Annotated in this window: 14 protein-coding genes and 1 pseudogene; 8 read left to right on the top strand and 7 right to left on the bottom strand. The window is 70.3% G+C overall.

The window, feature by feature from the left end; translation table 11 throughout:
* Positions 1-478: 478 nt before the first annotated feature.
* The 4 genes from ACWCP8_RS05850 (at position 479) to ACWCP8_RS05835 (ending at position 4,288) form a co-directional block, all read left to right on the top strand.
* Complete coding sequence (locus tag ACWCP8_RS05850; RefSeq protein WP_451114888.1) at positions 479-1,675, top strand: PP2C family protein-serine/threonine phosphatase; 1,197 nt, start codon at positions 479-481, stop codon at positions 1,673-1,675.
* The gene (locus ACWCP8_RS05845) at positions 1,668-3,293 is read left to right on the top strand and encodes a sensor histidine kinase (protein ID WP_451114411.1); all 1,626 of its coding nucleotides are present in this window, start codon (positions 1,668-1,670) and stop codon (positions 3,291-3,293) included. The genes ACWCP8_RS05850 and ACWCP8_RS05845 overlap by 8 nt, the downstream gene beginning before the upstream one ends.
* Positions 3,290-3,733 carry a response regulator gene (locus tag ACWCP8_RS05840; RefSeq protein WP_451114409.1) on the top strand — a complete coding sequence of 148 codons (444 nt, stop codon included), beginning with the start codon at positions 3,290-3,292 and terminating at the stop codon, positions 3,731-3,733. Before ACWCP8_RS05845 ends, ACWCP8_RS05840 begins: the two co-directional genes overlap by 4 nt.
* Before the next feature lie 99 nt (positions 3,734-3,832).
* The gene (locus tag ACWCP8_RS05835) at positions 3,833-4,288 is read left to right on the top strand and encodes an ATP-binding protein (protein WP_352268344.1); all 456 of its coding nucleotides are present in this window, start codon (positions 3,833-3,835) and stop codon (positions 4,286-4,288) included.
* Between the two features lie 62 nt (positions 4,289-4,350).
* Here ACWCP8_RS05835 and ACWCP8_RS05830 read toward each other — a convergent pair whose 3' ends face one another.
* On the bottom strand, positions 4,351-5,514 hold the full coding sequence (locus ACWCP8_RS05830) for a PP2C family protein-serine/threonine phosphatase (protein WP_451114406.1): 1,164 nt from the start codon (positions 5,512-5,514) through the stop codon (positions 4,351-4,353).
* Between the two features lie 80 nt (positions 5,515-5,594).
* Here ACWCP8_RS05830 and ACWCP8_RS05825 point away from each other — a divergent pair, with 80 nt between their 5' ends.
* Together ACWCP8_RS05825 and ACWCP8_RS05820 are read left to right on the top strand one after the other, a co-directional pair.
* Positions 5,595-6,107, top strand: coding sequence for a MarR family winged helix-turn-helix transcriptional regulator (locus ACWCP8_RS05825; protein ID WP_451114404.1), 513 nt, complete (start codon positions 5,595-5,597; stop codon positions 6,105-6,107).
* Positions 6,108-6,363: 256 nt separating this feature from the next.
* A complete protein-coding gene (locus ACWCP8_RS05820; RefSeq protein ID WP_382833763.1) occupies positions 6,364-6,696 on the top strand; it encodes an STAS domain-containing protein in 333 nt (110 codons plus the stop codon).
* A gap of 73 nt (positions 6,697-6,769) precedes the next feature.
* Here ACWCP8_RS05820 and ACWCP8_RS05815 read toward each other — a convergent pair.
* A pseudogene (locus ACWCP8_RS05815) lies at positions 6,770-6,976 on the bottom strand (hypothetical protein); the annotation flags it as partial.
* Positions 6,977-7,322: 346 nt separating this feature from the next.
* Positions 7,323-8,033 carry a (2Fe-2S)-binding protein gene (locus tag ACWCP8_RS05810; protein ID WP_451114402.1) on the bottom strand — a complete coding sequence of 237 codons (711 nt, stop codon included), beginning with the start codon at positions 8,031-8,033 and terminating at the stop codon, positions 7,323-7,325.
* Positions 8,034-8,257: 224 nt separating this feature from the next.
* Between ACWCP8_RS05810 and ACWCP8_RS05805 the strand changes: the two genes are divergently transcribed.
* Complete coding sequence (locus tag ACWCP8_RS05805; RefSeq protein ID WP_352268350.1) at positions 8,258-9,442, top strand: DMT family transporter; 1,185 nt, start codon at positions 8,258-8,260, stop codon at positions 9,440-9,442.
* Here the strand turns inward: ACWCP8_RS05805 and ACWCP8_RS05800 are convergent.
* The 4 genes from ACWCP8_RS05800 to lepB form a co-directional block, all read right to left on the bottom strand.
* A complete protein-coding gene (locus ACWCP8_RS05800) occupies positions 9,412-10,677 on the bottom strand; it encodes a transglycosylase family protein (protein WP_451114400.1) in 1,266 nt (421 codons plus the stop codon). The genes ACWCP8_RS05805 and ACWCP8_RS05800 overlap by 31 nt on opposite strands.
* A gap of 127 nt (positions 10,678-10,804) precedes the next feature.
* Complete coding sequence (locus ACWCP8_RS05795) at positions 10,805-12,184, bottom strand: ROK family transcriptional regulator (RefSeq protein WP_451114398.1); 1,380 nt, start codon at positions 12,182-12,184, stop codon at positions 10,805-10,807.
* 159 nt (positions 12,185-12,343) lie between these two features.
* Positions 12,344-12,943: a TetR/AcrR family transcriptional regulator gene (locus ACWCP8_RS05790; protein ID WP_352268353.1), complete on the bottom strand. Its 600-nt coding sequence runs from the start codon at positions 12,941-12,943 to the stop codon at positions 12,344-12,346.
* A gap of 92 nt (positions 12,944-13,035) precedes the next feature.
* The gene (gene lepB, locus ACWCP8_RS05785; protein ID WP_451114396.1) at positions 13,036-13,785 is read right to left on the bottom strand and encodes a signal peptidase I; all 750 of its coding nucleotides are present in this window, start codon (positions 13,783-13,785) and stop codon (positions 13,036-13,038) included.
* Positions 13,786-14,167: 382 nt separating this feature from the next.
* Between lepB and ACWCP8_RS05780 the strand changes: the two genes are divergently transcribed.
* Positions 14,168-15,697: an SDR family oxidoreductase gene (locus tag ACWCP8_RS05780; RefSeq protein WP_355996615.1), complete on the top strand. Its 1,530-nt coding sequence runs from the start codon at positions 14,168-14,170 to the stop codon at positions 15,695-15,697.
* Positions 15,698-15,724 lie beyond the last annotated feature (27 nt).

Here is a 15,724-nt window from a genome sequence, read left to right as displayed (position 1 = left end):
TACCGCCATCGGTCTCTCCCCGCTCGAACAGACCACGCATCGCCTGCGTGATGCCGGGGCAGGCGGAGACGCCGCCCGCGCGGACATGGAGCCGGCAGCGGTACCGGCCGTCCGCGCGGGAGCGGCGGCCGGGACGGTGGCGGAACTCGCCGGGCCCGTTCCGCACCATCTGCCGCGGATGGAGACAACGAAGGGCGACATCCCACCGGGCTGAGCCGCCGAGGCTGCCGTGGCGCGATGCCGCCCGTTCCGGTGGCGCGGTCCCCGGCACGCCGTGCCCGCCCGCCTCGGGCATTCCCGTCGCGCGGCGGACCGTACCGAGGCGTTCCGTCCACGCGCCGCGGCACGTCGACAGCGCTCCTTCGCATATGCTGCGGGACGCCCGGGAACTACCTGCGCCGACCGTACAAGGGGGTGGAGAGTGTCCGAGCCTCGCGCAAGCGCCTGGGTACATCCCGCGGCCCTCGCCGCCCTCCCGGTGCAGCACGGCCCAGGGCGTTCGGTATGGAATGTCGATGCCACGATCCTGCTGGTCGAGGACGACCCCGGTGACGTCCTCCTCGTCGAGGAGATGCTCGCCGACAGCGAACTGGACTCCGGACTCATCTGGCGCAAGTCACTGACCGAGGCCCTGGAGTTCCTGCGGGCCCTCAGCACCCCGGTCTGCGTGCTGCTCGATCTGCATCTGCCCGATGTGCACGGGCTGCAGGCGGTCACCCAGATCGTGGAGAGGAATCCGGACGCCGCGATCGTCGTACTGACCGGACTTGCCGAAGCCGAGGCGGGCCTCGCAGCCGTGGCCACCGGAGCGCAGGACTACCTCGTCAAGGGACGGCTCGACCCTCAGGCGCTGTCCCGCGCCGTTCGCTACGCCCTCCAGCGCAAGCAGGTCGAACGGGCCGCCGCCGCGCTGCGTGCCAACCGGCTGATGGCGCAGGAGAACGCGCGCCTGGAACGCGGGCTGCTGCCCGTGCCGCTGCTGCGCGACGAGAGTTTCGATGCTGTCGCCCGCTACGAGCCGGGCCGCGCGCACGGTCTGCTGAGCGGCGACTTCTACGACGTGGTGCAGACCCCCGACGGCACCGTGCACGCCGTGATCGGCGATGTGTCGGGGCACGGCGCGGCGGAGGCCGCTCTCGGTGTGTGTCTGCGTGTGGCATGGCGTACGGCCGTGCTGTGCGACACCGACCCGCTGGAACAGATAGGGCTCCTGGAAGCGATTCTGGTCGCCGAGCGTTCCGACCCGCATGTCTTCGCGACGGTGACCTCGCTCGTCTTTCCGCCGGACACCGGGCACGTCAGGGTGGTGCGGGCCGGACACCCCGGGCTCCTGCTGCGGCGCGGCACGGAGGTCGAGTGGGCGGAGCCCGAGGGCGGCATGGCGTTGGGGCTGCTTCCCGGAGCCGGCCAGTGGTCGACGACGGAACTCGTCCTCCCCCGCGACGGCGGGGTGGTGCTCTTCACCGACGGGCTCTTCGAGGGGCGCACGGGTCCTGACTCCCGGCTCGGCGAAGAGGGGCTGCTCGCCATGGCGCGGAGCGCCGGAGATCTTGCCGCCCGCCCCTTCATCGACGCGCTGGTCGCCGGCGCCACCGAGGGCGCCTCGCCCTACGGCGGCCTCGCCGACGACGTCGCCGTACTGCATCTCGGCTGGAGAAAGACCCCCCATGAGTGACACAGCCACCGGACCGGCCTCGCGCAAGCGGTGGTTCTCACGCCTGTCGGTCCAGAACTGGGTGCATCTGATCCTGGCCGGATTCGTGCTGGTCGTCTGCGGGTGCCTGGTGGTGGGAGGGCTCGTGCTGACCCGAATATCCGACGGGACCACAGAGCTGGTGGACCGCATCCAGCCGGCCCGCTCCTCCGCCTTCCAGCTGCAGAATGCCCTGCTCGATCAGGAGACCGGGGTCCGCGGGTACGCCCTCAGCGGCGACAAGACCTTGCTCGAACCGTACGAGGCCGGCAAGCGGGACGAACAACAGGGGATCGACCGGGTGCGAGCGGTACTCGGTGACGAACAACCGTTCAGCGATGATCTGGACCGGATCGCCAGGGCTTCCGCGCGCTGGCGCACCCTGCACGCGGAGCCGTTGATCGCCGCGGCCCGGCAGGGTCCGACGGCAGACTCCGCCACCAGGATCCTGGAGAGCAAGCAGGAATTCGACATCCTGCGCTCGCTGTACGGCACGCAGCAGCGGCATCTCGATGCCGCCCGGGACCGGGCCCGCGCCGAGCTCAATGACGCCCGGGTCATACGCGACCGGGCGATGATCGCCCTGGTGCTCGTCTTCGTGCTGTCCGTGGTCTCGCTCAGCATCTTGTTCAACCGTGTGGTAGCCCGCCCGCTGAGCGTCCTCGCCATCGGCTCGGGCAAGGTGCGAGCCGGTGCTTTCCGGCACCGTATAGAGGTGCACGGGCCGTCCGACGTGCGGGCGGTGGCGGCAGCCGTCGAGGACATGCGCAGCCGTCTGGTGTTGGAGCTCGAAGAGGCCCAGGAGCGTGAATCGCTGCTGGCCCAGCAGACCGACGAGCTCCGGCGCTCCAACTCCGAACTGGAGCAGTTCGCCTACGTCGCCTCGCACGACCTCCAGGAGCCGCTGCGCAAGGTGGCATCGTTCTGCCAGCTCCTGGAGAAACGGTACGGCGAGGAGCTGGACCCGCGGGGCAAGCAGTACATCGACTTCGCGGTCGACGGGGCCAAGCGGATGCAGGTGCTCATCAACGATTTGCTCACCTTCTCGCGGGTGGGCCGGGTCCACGACAGCTGGAACGCCGTGGACCTCGACCGCTCGATGGACCGTGCCGCGGCCAATCTCGCACTGTCCATCGAGGAGACCGGCACCACCCTCGTCCGGGAGAACTCGCTGCCGCAGGTGATCGGTGACCCCACGACGCTCACGATGATCTGGCAGAACCTGATCGGGAACGCGGTGAAGTTCCGCAGGCCCGAGGTCCCGTGCGTGATCACGGTCAGCTGTGTCCGGGAGGAGGACGAATGGCGTTTCACCGTGCAGGACAACGGCATCGGCATCCCCCCGGAGTTTTCGGAGAAGGTGTTCGTCATCTTCCAGCGCCTGCACTCCCGCGAGGACTACGACGGCACGGGTATCGGACTCGCGCTCTGCCGCAAGATCATCGAATTCCACGGCGGCCGGATCTGGCTGGACTCCGAGTACCGCGAAGGCGCTCGCATCCATTTCTCGCTGCCGGTCAGCCCCGACAGGGCGCACCCCACGGCCGCGGAGCCCACCGCCCCCGCTCCTGATCCCGATCCCTCCGGAGACGCAAAGTGAACACCCCGGTACAGCCCATCGAAGTCCTTCTCGTGGAGGACGACCCCGGCGACGAGCTCATGACCCGGGAGGCTTTCGAGGACAACAAGATCCGCAACACTCTCCATGTGGCGAGGGACGGCCAGGAGGCGCTGGACTTCCTCTACCGCCGGGGCGACCACATCGACGCTCCCCGCCCCGAACTGATCCTGCTCGACCTGAACCTGCCCCGGTACGACGGCCGGCAGGTTCTCGAAAAGATCAAGAGCGACCCGGAACTGGCGCTCATTCCGGTGGTCGTGCTCACCACGTCCTCCGCCGAGGAGGACATCCTGCGCAGCTACGAACTGCATGCCAACGCGTATGTCACCAAGCCGGTCGACCTGGATCAGTTCATCTCGGCCGTGCGCCAGATCGACGAGTTCTTCGTGACGGTGGTACGGCTGCCGGGCCGCTCCTGATCCCCGTCGCCCTACCCAGGAGTGGGATCTCATGACACGGGTAGATGAACCGCGTAGAAAAGGTCACCGACCTCCCCCGCTGCGCCCTGGTTGGAGCTCATGAACCAACACGCCCTCTCCCGGCCGGACGACCCGCACCCGGGTCACTGGCTCACTGAGGCACTCCACATCGCCGAAGTGTTCGGTGGTGAGCCGGGTTGCATCGCGCAGGCACGCGCACTGGCCGATCATTTCCTGATGCGGCTCACCAGCGAATGGCTGGCGGTGCTCGGCGAGCACACCCGTGACGACCTGATGCTGGCCGTGAGCGAGATGGTCACCAACGCCGACCGCTACAGCCACGGCCCCTACCTGCTGGAGCTTGAGGGCACCGCGCGGCGGATCAGCGTCACGGTCTACGACAGCAGCACGGCGCTTCCCGTCCTCTTCTCCCCCGACCCGAGCCGCCTCGGCGGTCATGGCATGGAGATCGTCGTCGCCCTCTGCGACCGCCTGACCGCCGAACGCGTACCCGTGGGCAAGCGGATCCGGGCCGAGTTCGAGCTCAGCAGCTGACGTGGTGGCAGCCGGCCCCGGTCCTGCGGAGACCCTTCGGGCCATGTCCCGGGGAAGAGTCCCTACTGCCTGCCGAACCAGTCGATGCACATGACGAGAGCGTCGTCGAGTGTCTCCGAGCCCCGGTAATCGGCCAGCTCACGCAGTACGGCGCGGGGCACGGTGGCGGCCGGCAGCATCCTGGTCGCCAGGATCGCACGGGCCAGGGCCCGTGCCCCGTACGCCTCCCCCAGTGGCGACACCGCCTCGTAGACACCGTCGCTGACCAGCAGCAGCCGGTCCCCGGGCACTACCTGGAACTCCTGGACGGAGTACTGGGACTCCTCGAACATGCCGAGCGGAAGCTCCGCCTCCAAGCCGATGCGGGCGACCATCCTGCCGCGCAGCCGCCACAGCTGGGGAGAGCCGGCGTCGACGGCGCCCACCCGGCCGGTGTCCAGGTCGAAGTGGAGCAGCAGGGTGGAGACGTGGGCACTGCCGCGGTGCAGCCCGTAGATCGCCTGGTCCGCGAGGGACGCCTGGTCCGCGATACCGATCCCGGCACGTCTGGCGTTGCGCAGCGCGTTCACGGCGAGGTTGGTGAGCAGGGACGCCTGGATGCCCTCGCCCATGCCGTTGGTGACGGCGACCGTCAGCTCGCCGGCGTCGGCGGACCAGTCGAAGTTGTCGCCGTGGATCGCGTAGGCGGGTTCCAGCTGGGCGCCGATGGCGTACTCCGCCGCGGTGCAGGCCCGCGCGGGAAGGAGCTGCCACTGCATTTCGGCGGCGAGCGTGAGCCTGCTGACCCGGCGCGCCCGCTGGTAGAGGTCGGTGTCCCGTTCCGCGACCAGGATCTCGTGGCCGAGGAGGTCGGCCACGTGGGTCAGCTCGTCCACCATGCCGGGGGTGGAACTCTCGGCGGGCAGGCGCACGGTGAGAATGCCGAGCCGTTCCCCGCGCACCGTCACCGGAAGGTGATGGTCCAGTGCGTCGTCGTGCCTGAGGAGCTGTTCGCGCGGTTCCTGGCTGCCGAAGGCCCGGCCCTCCGGGCTGTTGTGCATCGACAGGGGGTCGCCGGGGCCGTCGGCGGGGTCGACGGGCTTGAGTACGGTCATGCCGTAGTCCGCCAGCAGGAGCTGGACGCGGAGCGCGCCGTACTCCCTGCGCAGTGCCTCGCGGACCGTCTCCACCAGGGCGTACGGCGCCGCCGCCCGCACCGCTCTCTCGATCTCCTGACGGGCGTTCACGGTCTCCCGGGCTTTCTTCGGGCGGCGACGGGGCCGGTTCCGGGCTGACAGACGGGTGTGCGGAGTGAAAGAGTGGAGGGATGCCCCGTACCACCGGTCACCCGCGCCCCATTGAGCAGGTGTCCGCGGATGTCTGTTCCGCCTCCGAGCTGCTGGAGGTGTTGTGGTCGCGGGGGCAGGAGGCCGCGACCCCGATCGCGTTCTCGCCCTCCCAGCTGCGGGCGCTGCTCGTGATCGAGCAGCAGGAGGGCAGCAATCTCCGGTCGCTCGGTGAGGCGCTCGGTTCGCGCGCGCCCTCGGTGAGCCGGCTCTGCGACCGCTTGGAGGCCATGGGCATGGTCCGGCGCGAGCCCAGTGCCACCAGCCGCCGGGAGGTCGAGCTCCGGCTGACCCAGCGGGGCCGCACCCTGCTGGAGGAGTACCGGGCGATCCGCACCCGGGAGTTCGCCGCGGTGCTGGGGCGCATGCCGCAGGCCGCGGTGGCGGCCCTCGCGGAAGGGCTGACCGCATTCAACACGGCCGCTGCCGAGCGGATCGGGGCGGACGACGGTCCGGGGACCCGGTTGCGCGACGATGTCGCGGAGAGCGCCTAGCTTCATCCGGCCCCTGTCCTGCGCGTAAGCGAGCCGGACCCGACGTGGGTGCGGTCGTTGTTGATCAACTGGAAATAGATTGTTACCCACGGAGAATGTTGTCAAGCGACAACTGTTCCTTCTAAGGTTCGGCAGGTACCCACGCCGCGAGCCGGGACGGATCGCGACCGAGCCGTCCGCCCGCGACGGCCGTTCCCGTCCACCCAGTGCATCTGAGGTGCCTTCCGTGCTTCCACCGCCCAGCGAAGACAAGGCCATGCGAATCGTCCCACGCCAGGAGCGGGGAGCGCTGATACTCGCCCTGACGGGTGAGCTCGACATCGACAATGTCGGCCTTCTCGGCACTGCGCTGGAGAACGCGGCGCGGGAGGGGCTGGCCCCGGTCGTCGTCGAGCTCTCCGCCGTGTCGTTCGCGGACTCCACGACGGTGAACATGCTGCTCCACGGGCAGGCCCTGCTGGGCCCCCGGATGCGGCTGGCCGCGCCGTCGCCGTTCATGGAGCGGCTCATCCGCGTGCTCGGACTGGACAGCGCGGTGCCGGTCTTCGCCACCGTGGCGGAGGCCATCGACCCGCCGTCGCCGGCCTGACCCCGGCAACGGCGGACGCCCGCCCCCTGGTGAGCCGAGGGGGCGGGCGTCCGGGTTTTCGGCGGAGCGGGGCTCAGCCGAGAGCGGGTGGGGCGTCCTCGGGCGAGGTGCCCCATGCCGACGGGCTGCTGCCCACCATGAAGGCGAGCGACCGCGCCGAGCGGATGTCCTCGGTGGTGAGGTACGTGCGCGACTGCGCCGCGCCGTCGATGCTCGCCGACTGGATGTAGCGGTCGGCTTCCGACGTCCCGGGCGCGCTCACCGTCAACGACCCGTGCGGGCGACTTTCTTTCTGATGCGCACGGATCCTCCTTGGTGAGGAAGGGTGGCGGCTCGTTGCAACAGGATGTACAACGTTGGAAGGAATGACAGTTGACATGAAAGCACGACTCCCGTTCCGCTGTCCAGGTGCATGACAACCCGAAGGAGAGGGCCGGAGGGAAGCCTCAGAACGCCAGCGACGGACCGGCCGGCAAGACGGCCGCGCCGCGTGCTGGCCTGCGCATTCCTGGCCGCCATCACCTCGTCGCACGCCGGGCCGGCGCAACCGCCCGCGCGGTCCCGTCCGCTCCAGTCAGCGTCGCGGCCGACGCCGCCGAGCGGGATCTCGCCGACGGCCGACGCTGTCATGGAGAGAGCGACGGAGCGGAAGCGCCCGGCCGGCGGTCGAAGACGCAGTCCCCGCAGAGACCGGCGCCCGGGCATCGGTAGTAGAGGCAACAGCTGTTCCTGCGGAATGCCGGGGTGTGCGGGGTTCCGGTGGTCCGCAGGTCCGGGTGGTCGAAGAGTTCGGCGGCCAGGGTGCGGGCCCGGTGCGCTGCGTCGGGGCGCTGGTGGACGCGGGCCCAGGTGATCAGCTCGCGCAGCGCTCCGGCCAGGGCCGAGCCCGCATTTCCCCACAGCAGCCGGGGTGCGATGTGTCCGTCCCGTTGGATCGCCTCCGCGAGCGGTACGAGGTGGCCGTACTGGACGCACTCGCGGATGCGGTCCGCGGTGCCCGGCAGCGTGTCCGCGGAGTCCAGCCACAGGTCGTCCGGCGCGGGGAGCTGCGGATCCCACCGGAGTGCGGCCGGGGAGAGATCCGGGAAGCGACCGGAGAGGACGGCCGGTCCCAGGGCGGTCGACCAGAGGCGGGCGGCCAGCCCCAGGTGCGCGACGGACGCGGCGACCCTGCGCTCGGGGGTACGGAGCCGGGCGGCAACGGTGTCGATGCGGGCCGTGAGCGGTGCCGTCTCCCCCGCGTACAGGTGGGCGAGCGGACGGTGCGCGCCGCCGGGCACCGGTGTTCCGCGCAGGGCGAAGAAATCGCCCATCGACGCCGCCCCGGCCTGCTCCATGCACTGCTCCTTCACGGGCTCCCCCGGTCACTCGTAGTGACGACCCGGCCGCCCCTCGGGCCGAGTCTCACCGTTCACCGTATCCGTGGGGATGATCGTCCTGAGGCTCGGCAGGGAGAGGACTACCGTCGGGAGGAGGACACAAAAACCACTCCCCTACTACCAAAGCAGTACGTCGGAACGCCGTCTCAGGGACGACGACTCGGCGGCTTTGAAGGGCCATCGTGGTGTACATGAGCTTCCTTGCACTGTCCGTGCTGCTGTCCCTGATCTCCGCGGTCGCCTACGCGGCCGGGGCGATCGTCCAGGAGCGCGTCGCCACGGCCGGAGACGGCCGTTCGTTCGCCCCTCTGCGCAACCGCGTCTGGTGGGTGGCGGTGGCGTTGAACGGTGTGGGTGCGGTGCTGCACGTGGTGGCGCTGGCGTACGGCCCGCTCAGCCTGGTGCAGCCGCTCGGCGCGCTGACGATCGTCTTCGCCCTGCCGATGGCGGCGCTCTTCGCGCGCCGCCGGGCCAGGGCGACCGCCTGGCGTGGCGCGATCATGGCGACCGTCGGTCTGGCGGGTCTGCTCGCCCTGACCGGCAACAAGGAGTCGCACACGCTGGGCGGCCCGGAGCAGCTGATGCTCGCGACCGTGACGTTCGGTGGCGTGGCGCTGCTCGTGCTGATCGCGAAGGGCATGCGGCCACCGGTGGTACGGAGTGTGGTCCTGGCCGGGGCCGCCGGTGTCGCCTTCGGTATCGCCTCGGTGTTCACGAAGACGGTCGCGATGCAGTGGGCCTCCGGTTCGGTCGGCGCGGGGCTGCCCTCGCTTGTGGTCATAGCGGCTCTGGCGTCGGCCGGGCTGCTGCTGTCGCAGGCCGCGTACCGGGGCGCCGGCCTGACCGCACCGCTGGCGACGGTGACCGTGGTGAACCCGGTGATCGCCTCGGCAGTCGGCATCACATTGTTCGGTGAGCAGTTCCAGCACGGCACGGCCGGCGCGTTCCTGGCACTTGCCTGCGGTGTGGTTGCCGCGGGCGGCCTGATCATGCTGATGACGGAACGGCTGGGCACGGAGCAGCGCGAGGGACAGCAGGTGCTCCCGGTCGGTCCGGATGTCCCCGCGGCTGCCGCGGAGGGCGAGCCCGCACTGATCGTTTCTCCGGAGCCCGGACGGGCCACGGCCGTGGCCGTCGGGGCAGCCCCGCCCAGCGCTGCCGTCGAAACGCTTCCGGCGCCACTCCCGCTGGCTGTCACGATGCCGCTGGAGCGGCGACGGGTGGGGCAGGTCGACTTCGGCTCCGCACGGCAGCCGCGCACCGGTTCGGGACGGCAAGGTGCGCTATCCGCCGAGGACGGTGGGGCCGGCGATCCCACGGCGCTGCACAGGACCGTTCAGACGTTGACGCCGCCCGCCCGGAGGTAGGACAGCGGATCGACGTCGGATCCGTAGCCGGGCCCCGTACGGATCTCGAAGTGCAGGTGCGGTCCGGTCGCATTGCCCGTGGAACCTGATCGGGCGATGCGCCGGCCGCCGCCGACGTGCTGGCCCTCGCGCACCAGCAGTGCGGACAGGTGGGCGTACTGGCTGTACTTGCCGTCGCTGTGCCGGATGACGATCTCGTAGCCGTACGCCCCCGCCCAGCCTGCCGAAACGACCGTGCCGGAGGCCACCGCCTCGACCGAGGTGCCGGTGGGGACGGGGAAGTCGACGCCCGTGTGGTAGCCGCTCGCCCAGGAACCGGCCTGGTGGTACGCGGTGCCGACCCGGGTCGCCGACACCGGTGCGACGAGCCCGGAGTCCTTCTCGGCCCGCTCGGTCTTCTTCGGCTGCGCCTTCGTGACCTGGTGCGGACTCGTCGGCCGGTGACTCGGCTTCGCGGGCTGGTGCGGATGGGTCTTCTGCTTCGGCTCGGCCGACCGGCTCGGCTTCGCGGCGGGCCTGGTTCCGCTCTTCGGGCCGGCCTGCGGGGTGTCGGCCACATCCAGGGTGAGCCGCTGGCCCGGGAAGATCAGATCGGGGTTGTCGCCGACGACCTCCCGGTTCGCCGTGTAAAGGCGCTGCCAGCCGCCCTGCACATGCCCGGTCGCCGCGATCCCGGAGAGGGAGTCGCCGCGCGCGACGGTGTACGACTCACGCTTGCCGGGCACCGTGGTCGGGGTGGCGGGCGCGACCGTCTTCTTCGTCTTCGGGTTCGCCTTCTTGGGCGTGGAGGTCGTTGCCGACGAGGCATCGACGGGACCGCCGGTCCGTTCCGACCGCGGCGTGATGTCGGGGGCGCCGCCCCGCGTCAGGCCCGCCCTTACGGAGCAAGTCGGCCAGGCACCCGGTCCCTGTCCCTTCAGCACCTTCTCCGCGACGGTTATCTGCTGTTCCCTGGTGGCCAGATCGGCACGCGGGGCATGGACCGTGCCCCCGTATGCCGCCCAGGTCGACCGGGTGAACTGCAGCCCGCCGAAGTAGCCGTTGCCCGAGTTGATGTGCCAGTTGCCAGTGGACTCGCAGGCGGCGACCTTGTCCCAGACATCGGCCGATGCGGCGCCCGCCGAGGCGGCGGTGACGAGGGGGAGCGCGATGCCCGCGCCGCCCGCCGTGACCGTGAGCGAGGCGCGGTTGATGCGGCTCGGCTGGTATCTGCGGTGTCGTCCGTTCGCGGCCATGACTTGGCTCCCCCACTGGCTGTAGGACACGTCGCAAGCGGTCAACTTATGGGCAGACAACGGGTGATGACAAGGCAGTGGCCGAGACCTGCCGGTCGTGGGCGGATCGGCGAGCGCACGACGGGCTTCATGGTGCCGGGGTGCGGTGGCGGTCGCGTACGACGTCGGCTGCCGCGAGGAGCCGGGCCGCGGGCACGTTCGGTGGCGCGTCCGCCGTACGGCGGCTTCCGCCGCGTGCCAGGAATTCGGCCAGCGGGAGCGTCGCCGCGCCGAGGGTGACCGCGTCCGGGCCCAGCCGGCCCATCTCGATCGTGGTGCGGGCCGCCGGGTGGCTGAGCGCATACTCCTGCGCGTACCGGCGGATGTCCGGAATCAGATGCGGTCCGATCAGCAACCCCGCCCAGCCGCCCAGCAGGATGCGTTCGGGCAGGAACAGGTTGACGAGGTCGGCCAGGGCCGCGCCCAGGCATGCGGCGGTCTCGTCGAGGACGGCGAGCGCGACCGGGTCGGGATCCGGGACGTCGCCATCGGGGTACGCGGCGGCCAGGAGCGCCGCCAGCGCGGTTTCGTCGTCGGCGTCGCGGGGCAGCGGGCCGCCCGCCTCGTGCCAGCGCTCGCGCATGGCCTGCGCGCCCGCGTACGCCTCCAGGCAGCCGATGGCCCCACAGCGGCAGCGGCGGCCGCGAAGCTGCACCGTCGTGTGGCCCCATTCCAGTGCCATGCTGCTGCGGTCCTCGTCGAGGATGTCGCCGCGGTTGACGCAGGCACTGACACCCGATCCGATCAGAGCGATCACGGCGGCATCCGCGCCGCGTCCGCCGCCGAACCACATCTCGGCCTGACCCAGCGTCTTCGCACCGTTGTCGATGAACAGCGGGACGTCGACGAGCACGTCGACCGCGTCGCGCAGCAGCCGTTCGAAGGGGACATCGCGCCAGCCGATCGTCTGACCGTGCACGACGGCGCCGACTTCGCCCGGTGCGCGCGGCGCCTCACCAACGGCCCTCTCGCGGCTGTCCCGTTCGACGATGCCCGGCACCCCGATACCGATGCCGAGCAGCCGTCGCGTACTGGCATCCGCATCCGCTCCCGCTTCCCTCAGCACGTCCGCCACGCCGCTGCCGACGTGGCCGACGATGCACTCGACGTCGTAGCCGTCCTGGGCCAGCAGCCGTTCCGTGCGCGCGAGTTCGGTAAGCGACAGGTCGAAGAGCTCGACACGGACCCGGGTCTCGCCGATGTCGATGCCGATGAGAAGACCCCCACCGGGCGCCACACGCAGCAGCGTGCGCGGGCGGCCGCCGTCGGAGCCGACGATGCCGGCCTCCTCCAGGACCCCCTCCGCGGCAAGCTCCGCAACGACGTTGCTGATGGATCCTGCGCTCAGCCCGGTGGCGGGGCCGAGCTCCTGGCGACTCAACGGCCCGTCGAAATACAGCCGTTGCAGTACTCTCGCCCGGTTGCCCCGCCGCAGGTCGCGCACGGTCCGTCCGGCACGCCCGGCCATGTTTTCCTTCCCTTCACGGAATCAAGCCCGTCGGCCGGGCGCGGAACGGGTGCGGCCGCCCCGTCGGCCGATGCCGCGCGGCACGGACCGGGCGTCGCTCACCTTGTGGTGGAGGATCGCTCCGGGCACTTCCGGACGGCCGGTGCGGTTCGAGGCCGCTCATCCATCGCCCTCCCCCTCCCCGCTCCGCTGTGCGGACGGCCAACGCTCCAGTACGAGGTGCAGCGCCTCGACGCACTGCTGCCAGGACGCCTGCACGTCGCGGGGGGCACCGAAACCGCCGTTGGCCTCCAGGGCGCTGTAGCCGTGGAAGGTACTGCGCAGCAGCCGTACGGCGTCCGTGAAGTCGGGTTCGGACAGGTCGTAGGCGCGCAGCATCGCGTAGATGATCTCGATGGTGCGGTGGTATGCGGTGGACCCGGCGACGACGGCGGGATCGAGCCGGATCTGGGTCGCCGCGTACCGGCCCGGCCGTTCGAGCGCGAAGGCGCGGTAGGCGTCGGCGAACGCGACGAGTGCATCTTTTCCGGCCCGTCCGGCGACCGCCGTGCCGAGCCGGTCGGCGAACTCCCCCGCGGCCAGCAGGGCGACCCGGTTGCGCAGGTCCTGCACGCTCCTGACGTGGGAGTACAGGCTGGCGTCCTTCACCCCGAAACCACGCGCCAGCGCGGACACGGTGACCTTGTCGAGGCCGATGGAGTCGGCCAGATCGGCCGCCGCCTCCACCACGCGATCGGTCGTCAGACCAGCGCGAACCATCCGCCACCTCCACCGGAGCAAGGAGCCCTAGGCTACTACCTAGAGCCCCTGGAGACTCCGGTCATACGCAGGCGCCGACGCTCACCGGCTGTCTACTGCTCGAAGGTGTCCGGGACGGACAGCCAGTCCCATCGGTCGACCGGCCAGACGACGGTGAAAGCTCGTCCGACCACGTCGTCGACGGGTACCGCACCGCCACCCGGCTGCCCCCGGTGGTAGCGCGAGTCCGCCGATGCCTGGCGGTGGTCGCCCATCACCCAGATATGTCCTTGCGGAACAGTGATCTTGAATTCGGCATCCGAGCTGCAGGGGGTGTTCCCGGGGAACACATAGGGCTCGTCGAGGGCCTTGCCGTTCACCTTGACCTGGCCGGTGCCCTTGCACTCGACGGTGTCTCCTCCCACCCCGATCACGCGCTTGATCAGGTCCTTCTCGTCCGCCGACGGCATCAGGCCGATGAAGGACAGCACTTCCTGCACCGGGTTGGCGGGCGAAACCGGGTCGGAAGGAAGCCAGTTGCCCGGGTCGTGGAAGACCACGACCTCCCCGCGCCGGGGCTGTGCGCCGAACCAGGGTGTGAGCTTGTCGACCAGCACACGGTCCCCGGGCTGCAGGGTGTTCTGCATGGAGTCCGAGGGGATCGAGAAGGCCTGAGCCAAGAACGTCTTGATGAGCAGCGACAGCACCAGCGCAATTCCGATGAGCAGGGGCAACTCGACCCAGAACGACCGTCGTTCATTCTTCCGGGCGCGCTGCTCGGCAGGGGGTTCGCCCTCTGCGTCGCTCGAATTGCGCGCTCCGACCTCTGCTTCTGTCACGCCGCCCCCGCTTCGTCGCGGCATGCCGCGGACGGCTGCCGCACGCCCCGTCCGCAACCCTTGTGAGGTCGGGACCAGTTGTCAGTGCTTCGCAACCACTCTATGGGCAACGCGCTTCAGGTTTTAGCCGCCCCCACCAGGCGAACTGTGCTGTGGATCTTCCGTACCGTCGCCTCCGGCACCACGCCGACCAGCGCTCGCGCCGACGGACGTCCGGCGAGGGAGCCCCCGGAGTTCCTGACGGTGACTGCGGTGGCCTTACCGCCCCCCTGAACGGACGGCGGCAGCGACGGACCACCCGCTCGGCGACTTTCTGCCACTCGGTGATCCACCGACCGTCGCGCAGCGGAAAGGGCGGCGCGCAGGCACGGTGGAAGAGTCGGACATCGAGACATGTGGAGGCGCCATGAATCACGAAGACGGCGCACCGGTACTGCGCTGCCTCGTCACCGGTGCGACGGGCTACATCGGGGGACGGCTGGTCCCCGAACTGCTCGATGCCGGGCACAGCGTGCGCTGTCTCGCACGTACGCCAGAGAAGCTGCGGGACCACCCCTGGGCCGGCCGGGCCGAGGTCGTCCGCGGTGATGTCATGGACCCGGAGTCGCTGGGGCCGGCCATGCAGGGAGTGGACGTCGCCTACTACCTGGTGCACGCGCTCGGCAGCGGCTCGGACTTCGAGGCCACGGACCGGAGGGCGGCCAGGACATTCGGCGAGCAGGCGCGTGCCGCAGGTGTGTCACGCATCGTCTACCTGGGCGGACTCACCCCCGCCGGCGTCCCCGAGCACGAACTGTCGCCCCATCTGCGCTCACGTGCCGAGGTCGGCAGGATCCTGCTGGAGTCGGGCGTGCCGACCACGGCGCTGCGCGCAGCCGTGATCATCGGCTCCGGTTCGGCCTCCTTCGAGATATTGCGATACCTCACCGAACGTCTACCGGTCATGGTCACGCCGAGCTGGGTGTCGACCAGGATCCAGCCGGTCGCCGTCCGTGACGTACTGCGATATCTCGTGGGCAGTGCAACCATGCCTGCCGAGGTGAGTCGCACCTTCGACATCGGCGGCCCGGACGTCGTCACGTACCGGGAGATGATGCAGGATTACGCGGCCGTCGCCCGCTTGCCGCATCGGCTGATCCTGCCCGTCCCGATGCTGACGCCCGGACTGTCGAGCCACTGGATCGGGCTGGTCACACCCGTCCCTCCCTCCATCGCACGCCCGCTCGCCGAATCACTGAAGTACGAGGTCGTGTGCCGCGAGCACGACATCACACGCTACGTCCCCGACGGGCCGGGGCAGCCGTTCACGTTCCGCAGAGCGCTCGCGCTCGCACTGCAGCGCGTGCGCGAGGCGAACGTGACAACCCGGTGGTCGTCGGCCTCGGTGCCCGGTGCGCCGAGCGACCCACTGCCCACGGACCCCGGCTGGGCAGGCGGCAGTCTCTACACCGACGAGCGGGAACTCGACATCGACGCCGCCCCGGAGGCCCTGTGGCGGGTCATCGAAAGCATCGGGGGCGACAACGGCTGGTACTCCTTCCCCCTGGCATGGGCCGTCCGCGGCTGGCTCGACCGTGCGATCGGCGGTGTCGGACTGAGCCGAGGCCGCCGGGACGCCACACGGCTCAGGGCGGGCGACTCGTTGGACTTCTGGCGGGTCGAGGAGATCGTGCCGGGCCATCTGCTTCGGCTGCGCGCGGAGATGCGGCTGCCCGGCCTGGCCTGGCTGGAGCTGTACGCCGAGCGGAACAGGACCGGAGGCGCGCACTACCGGCAGCGCGCGCTGTTCCATCCCCGAGGGCTGCTGGGTCATGCCTATTGGTGGAGTGTCGCCCCGTTCCACGCCGTCGTCTTCGGCGGGATGGCCCGCAACATTGCTCGCGCCACCATGCTGCCCACCCGGTCGGAGCAGGTGAAGGCGGCCTCCGCCCTCTGACAGGCGACACGCGAGCGTGGCACCGCG

Source organism: Streptomyces sp. NPDC002206, assembly GCF_053593595.1.
The sequence above is the reverse complement of the archived record's forward strand: the minus strand, read 5'-3'. Positions and strand labels throughout refer to the sequence as shown.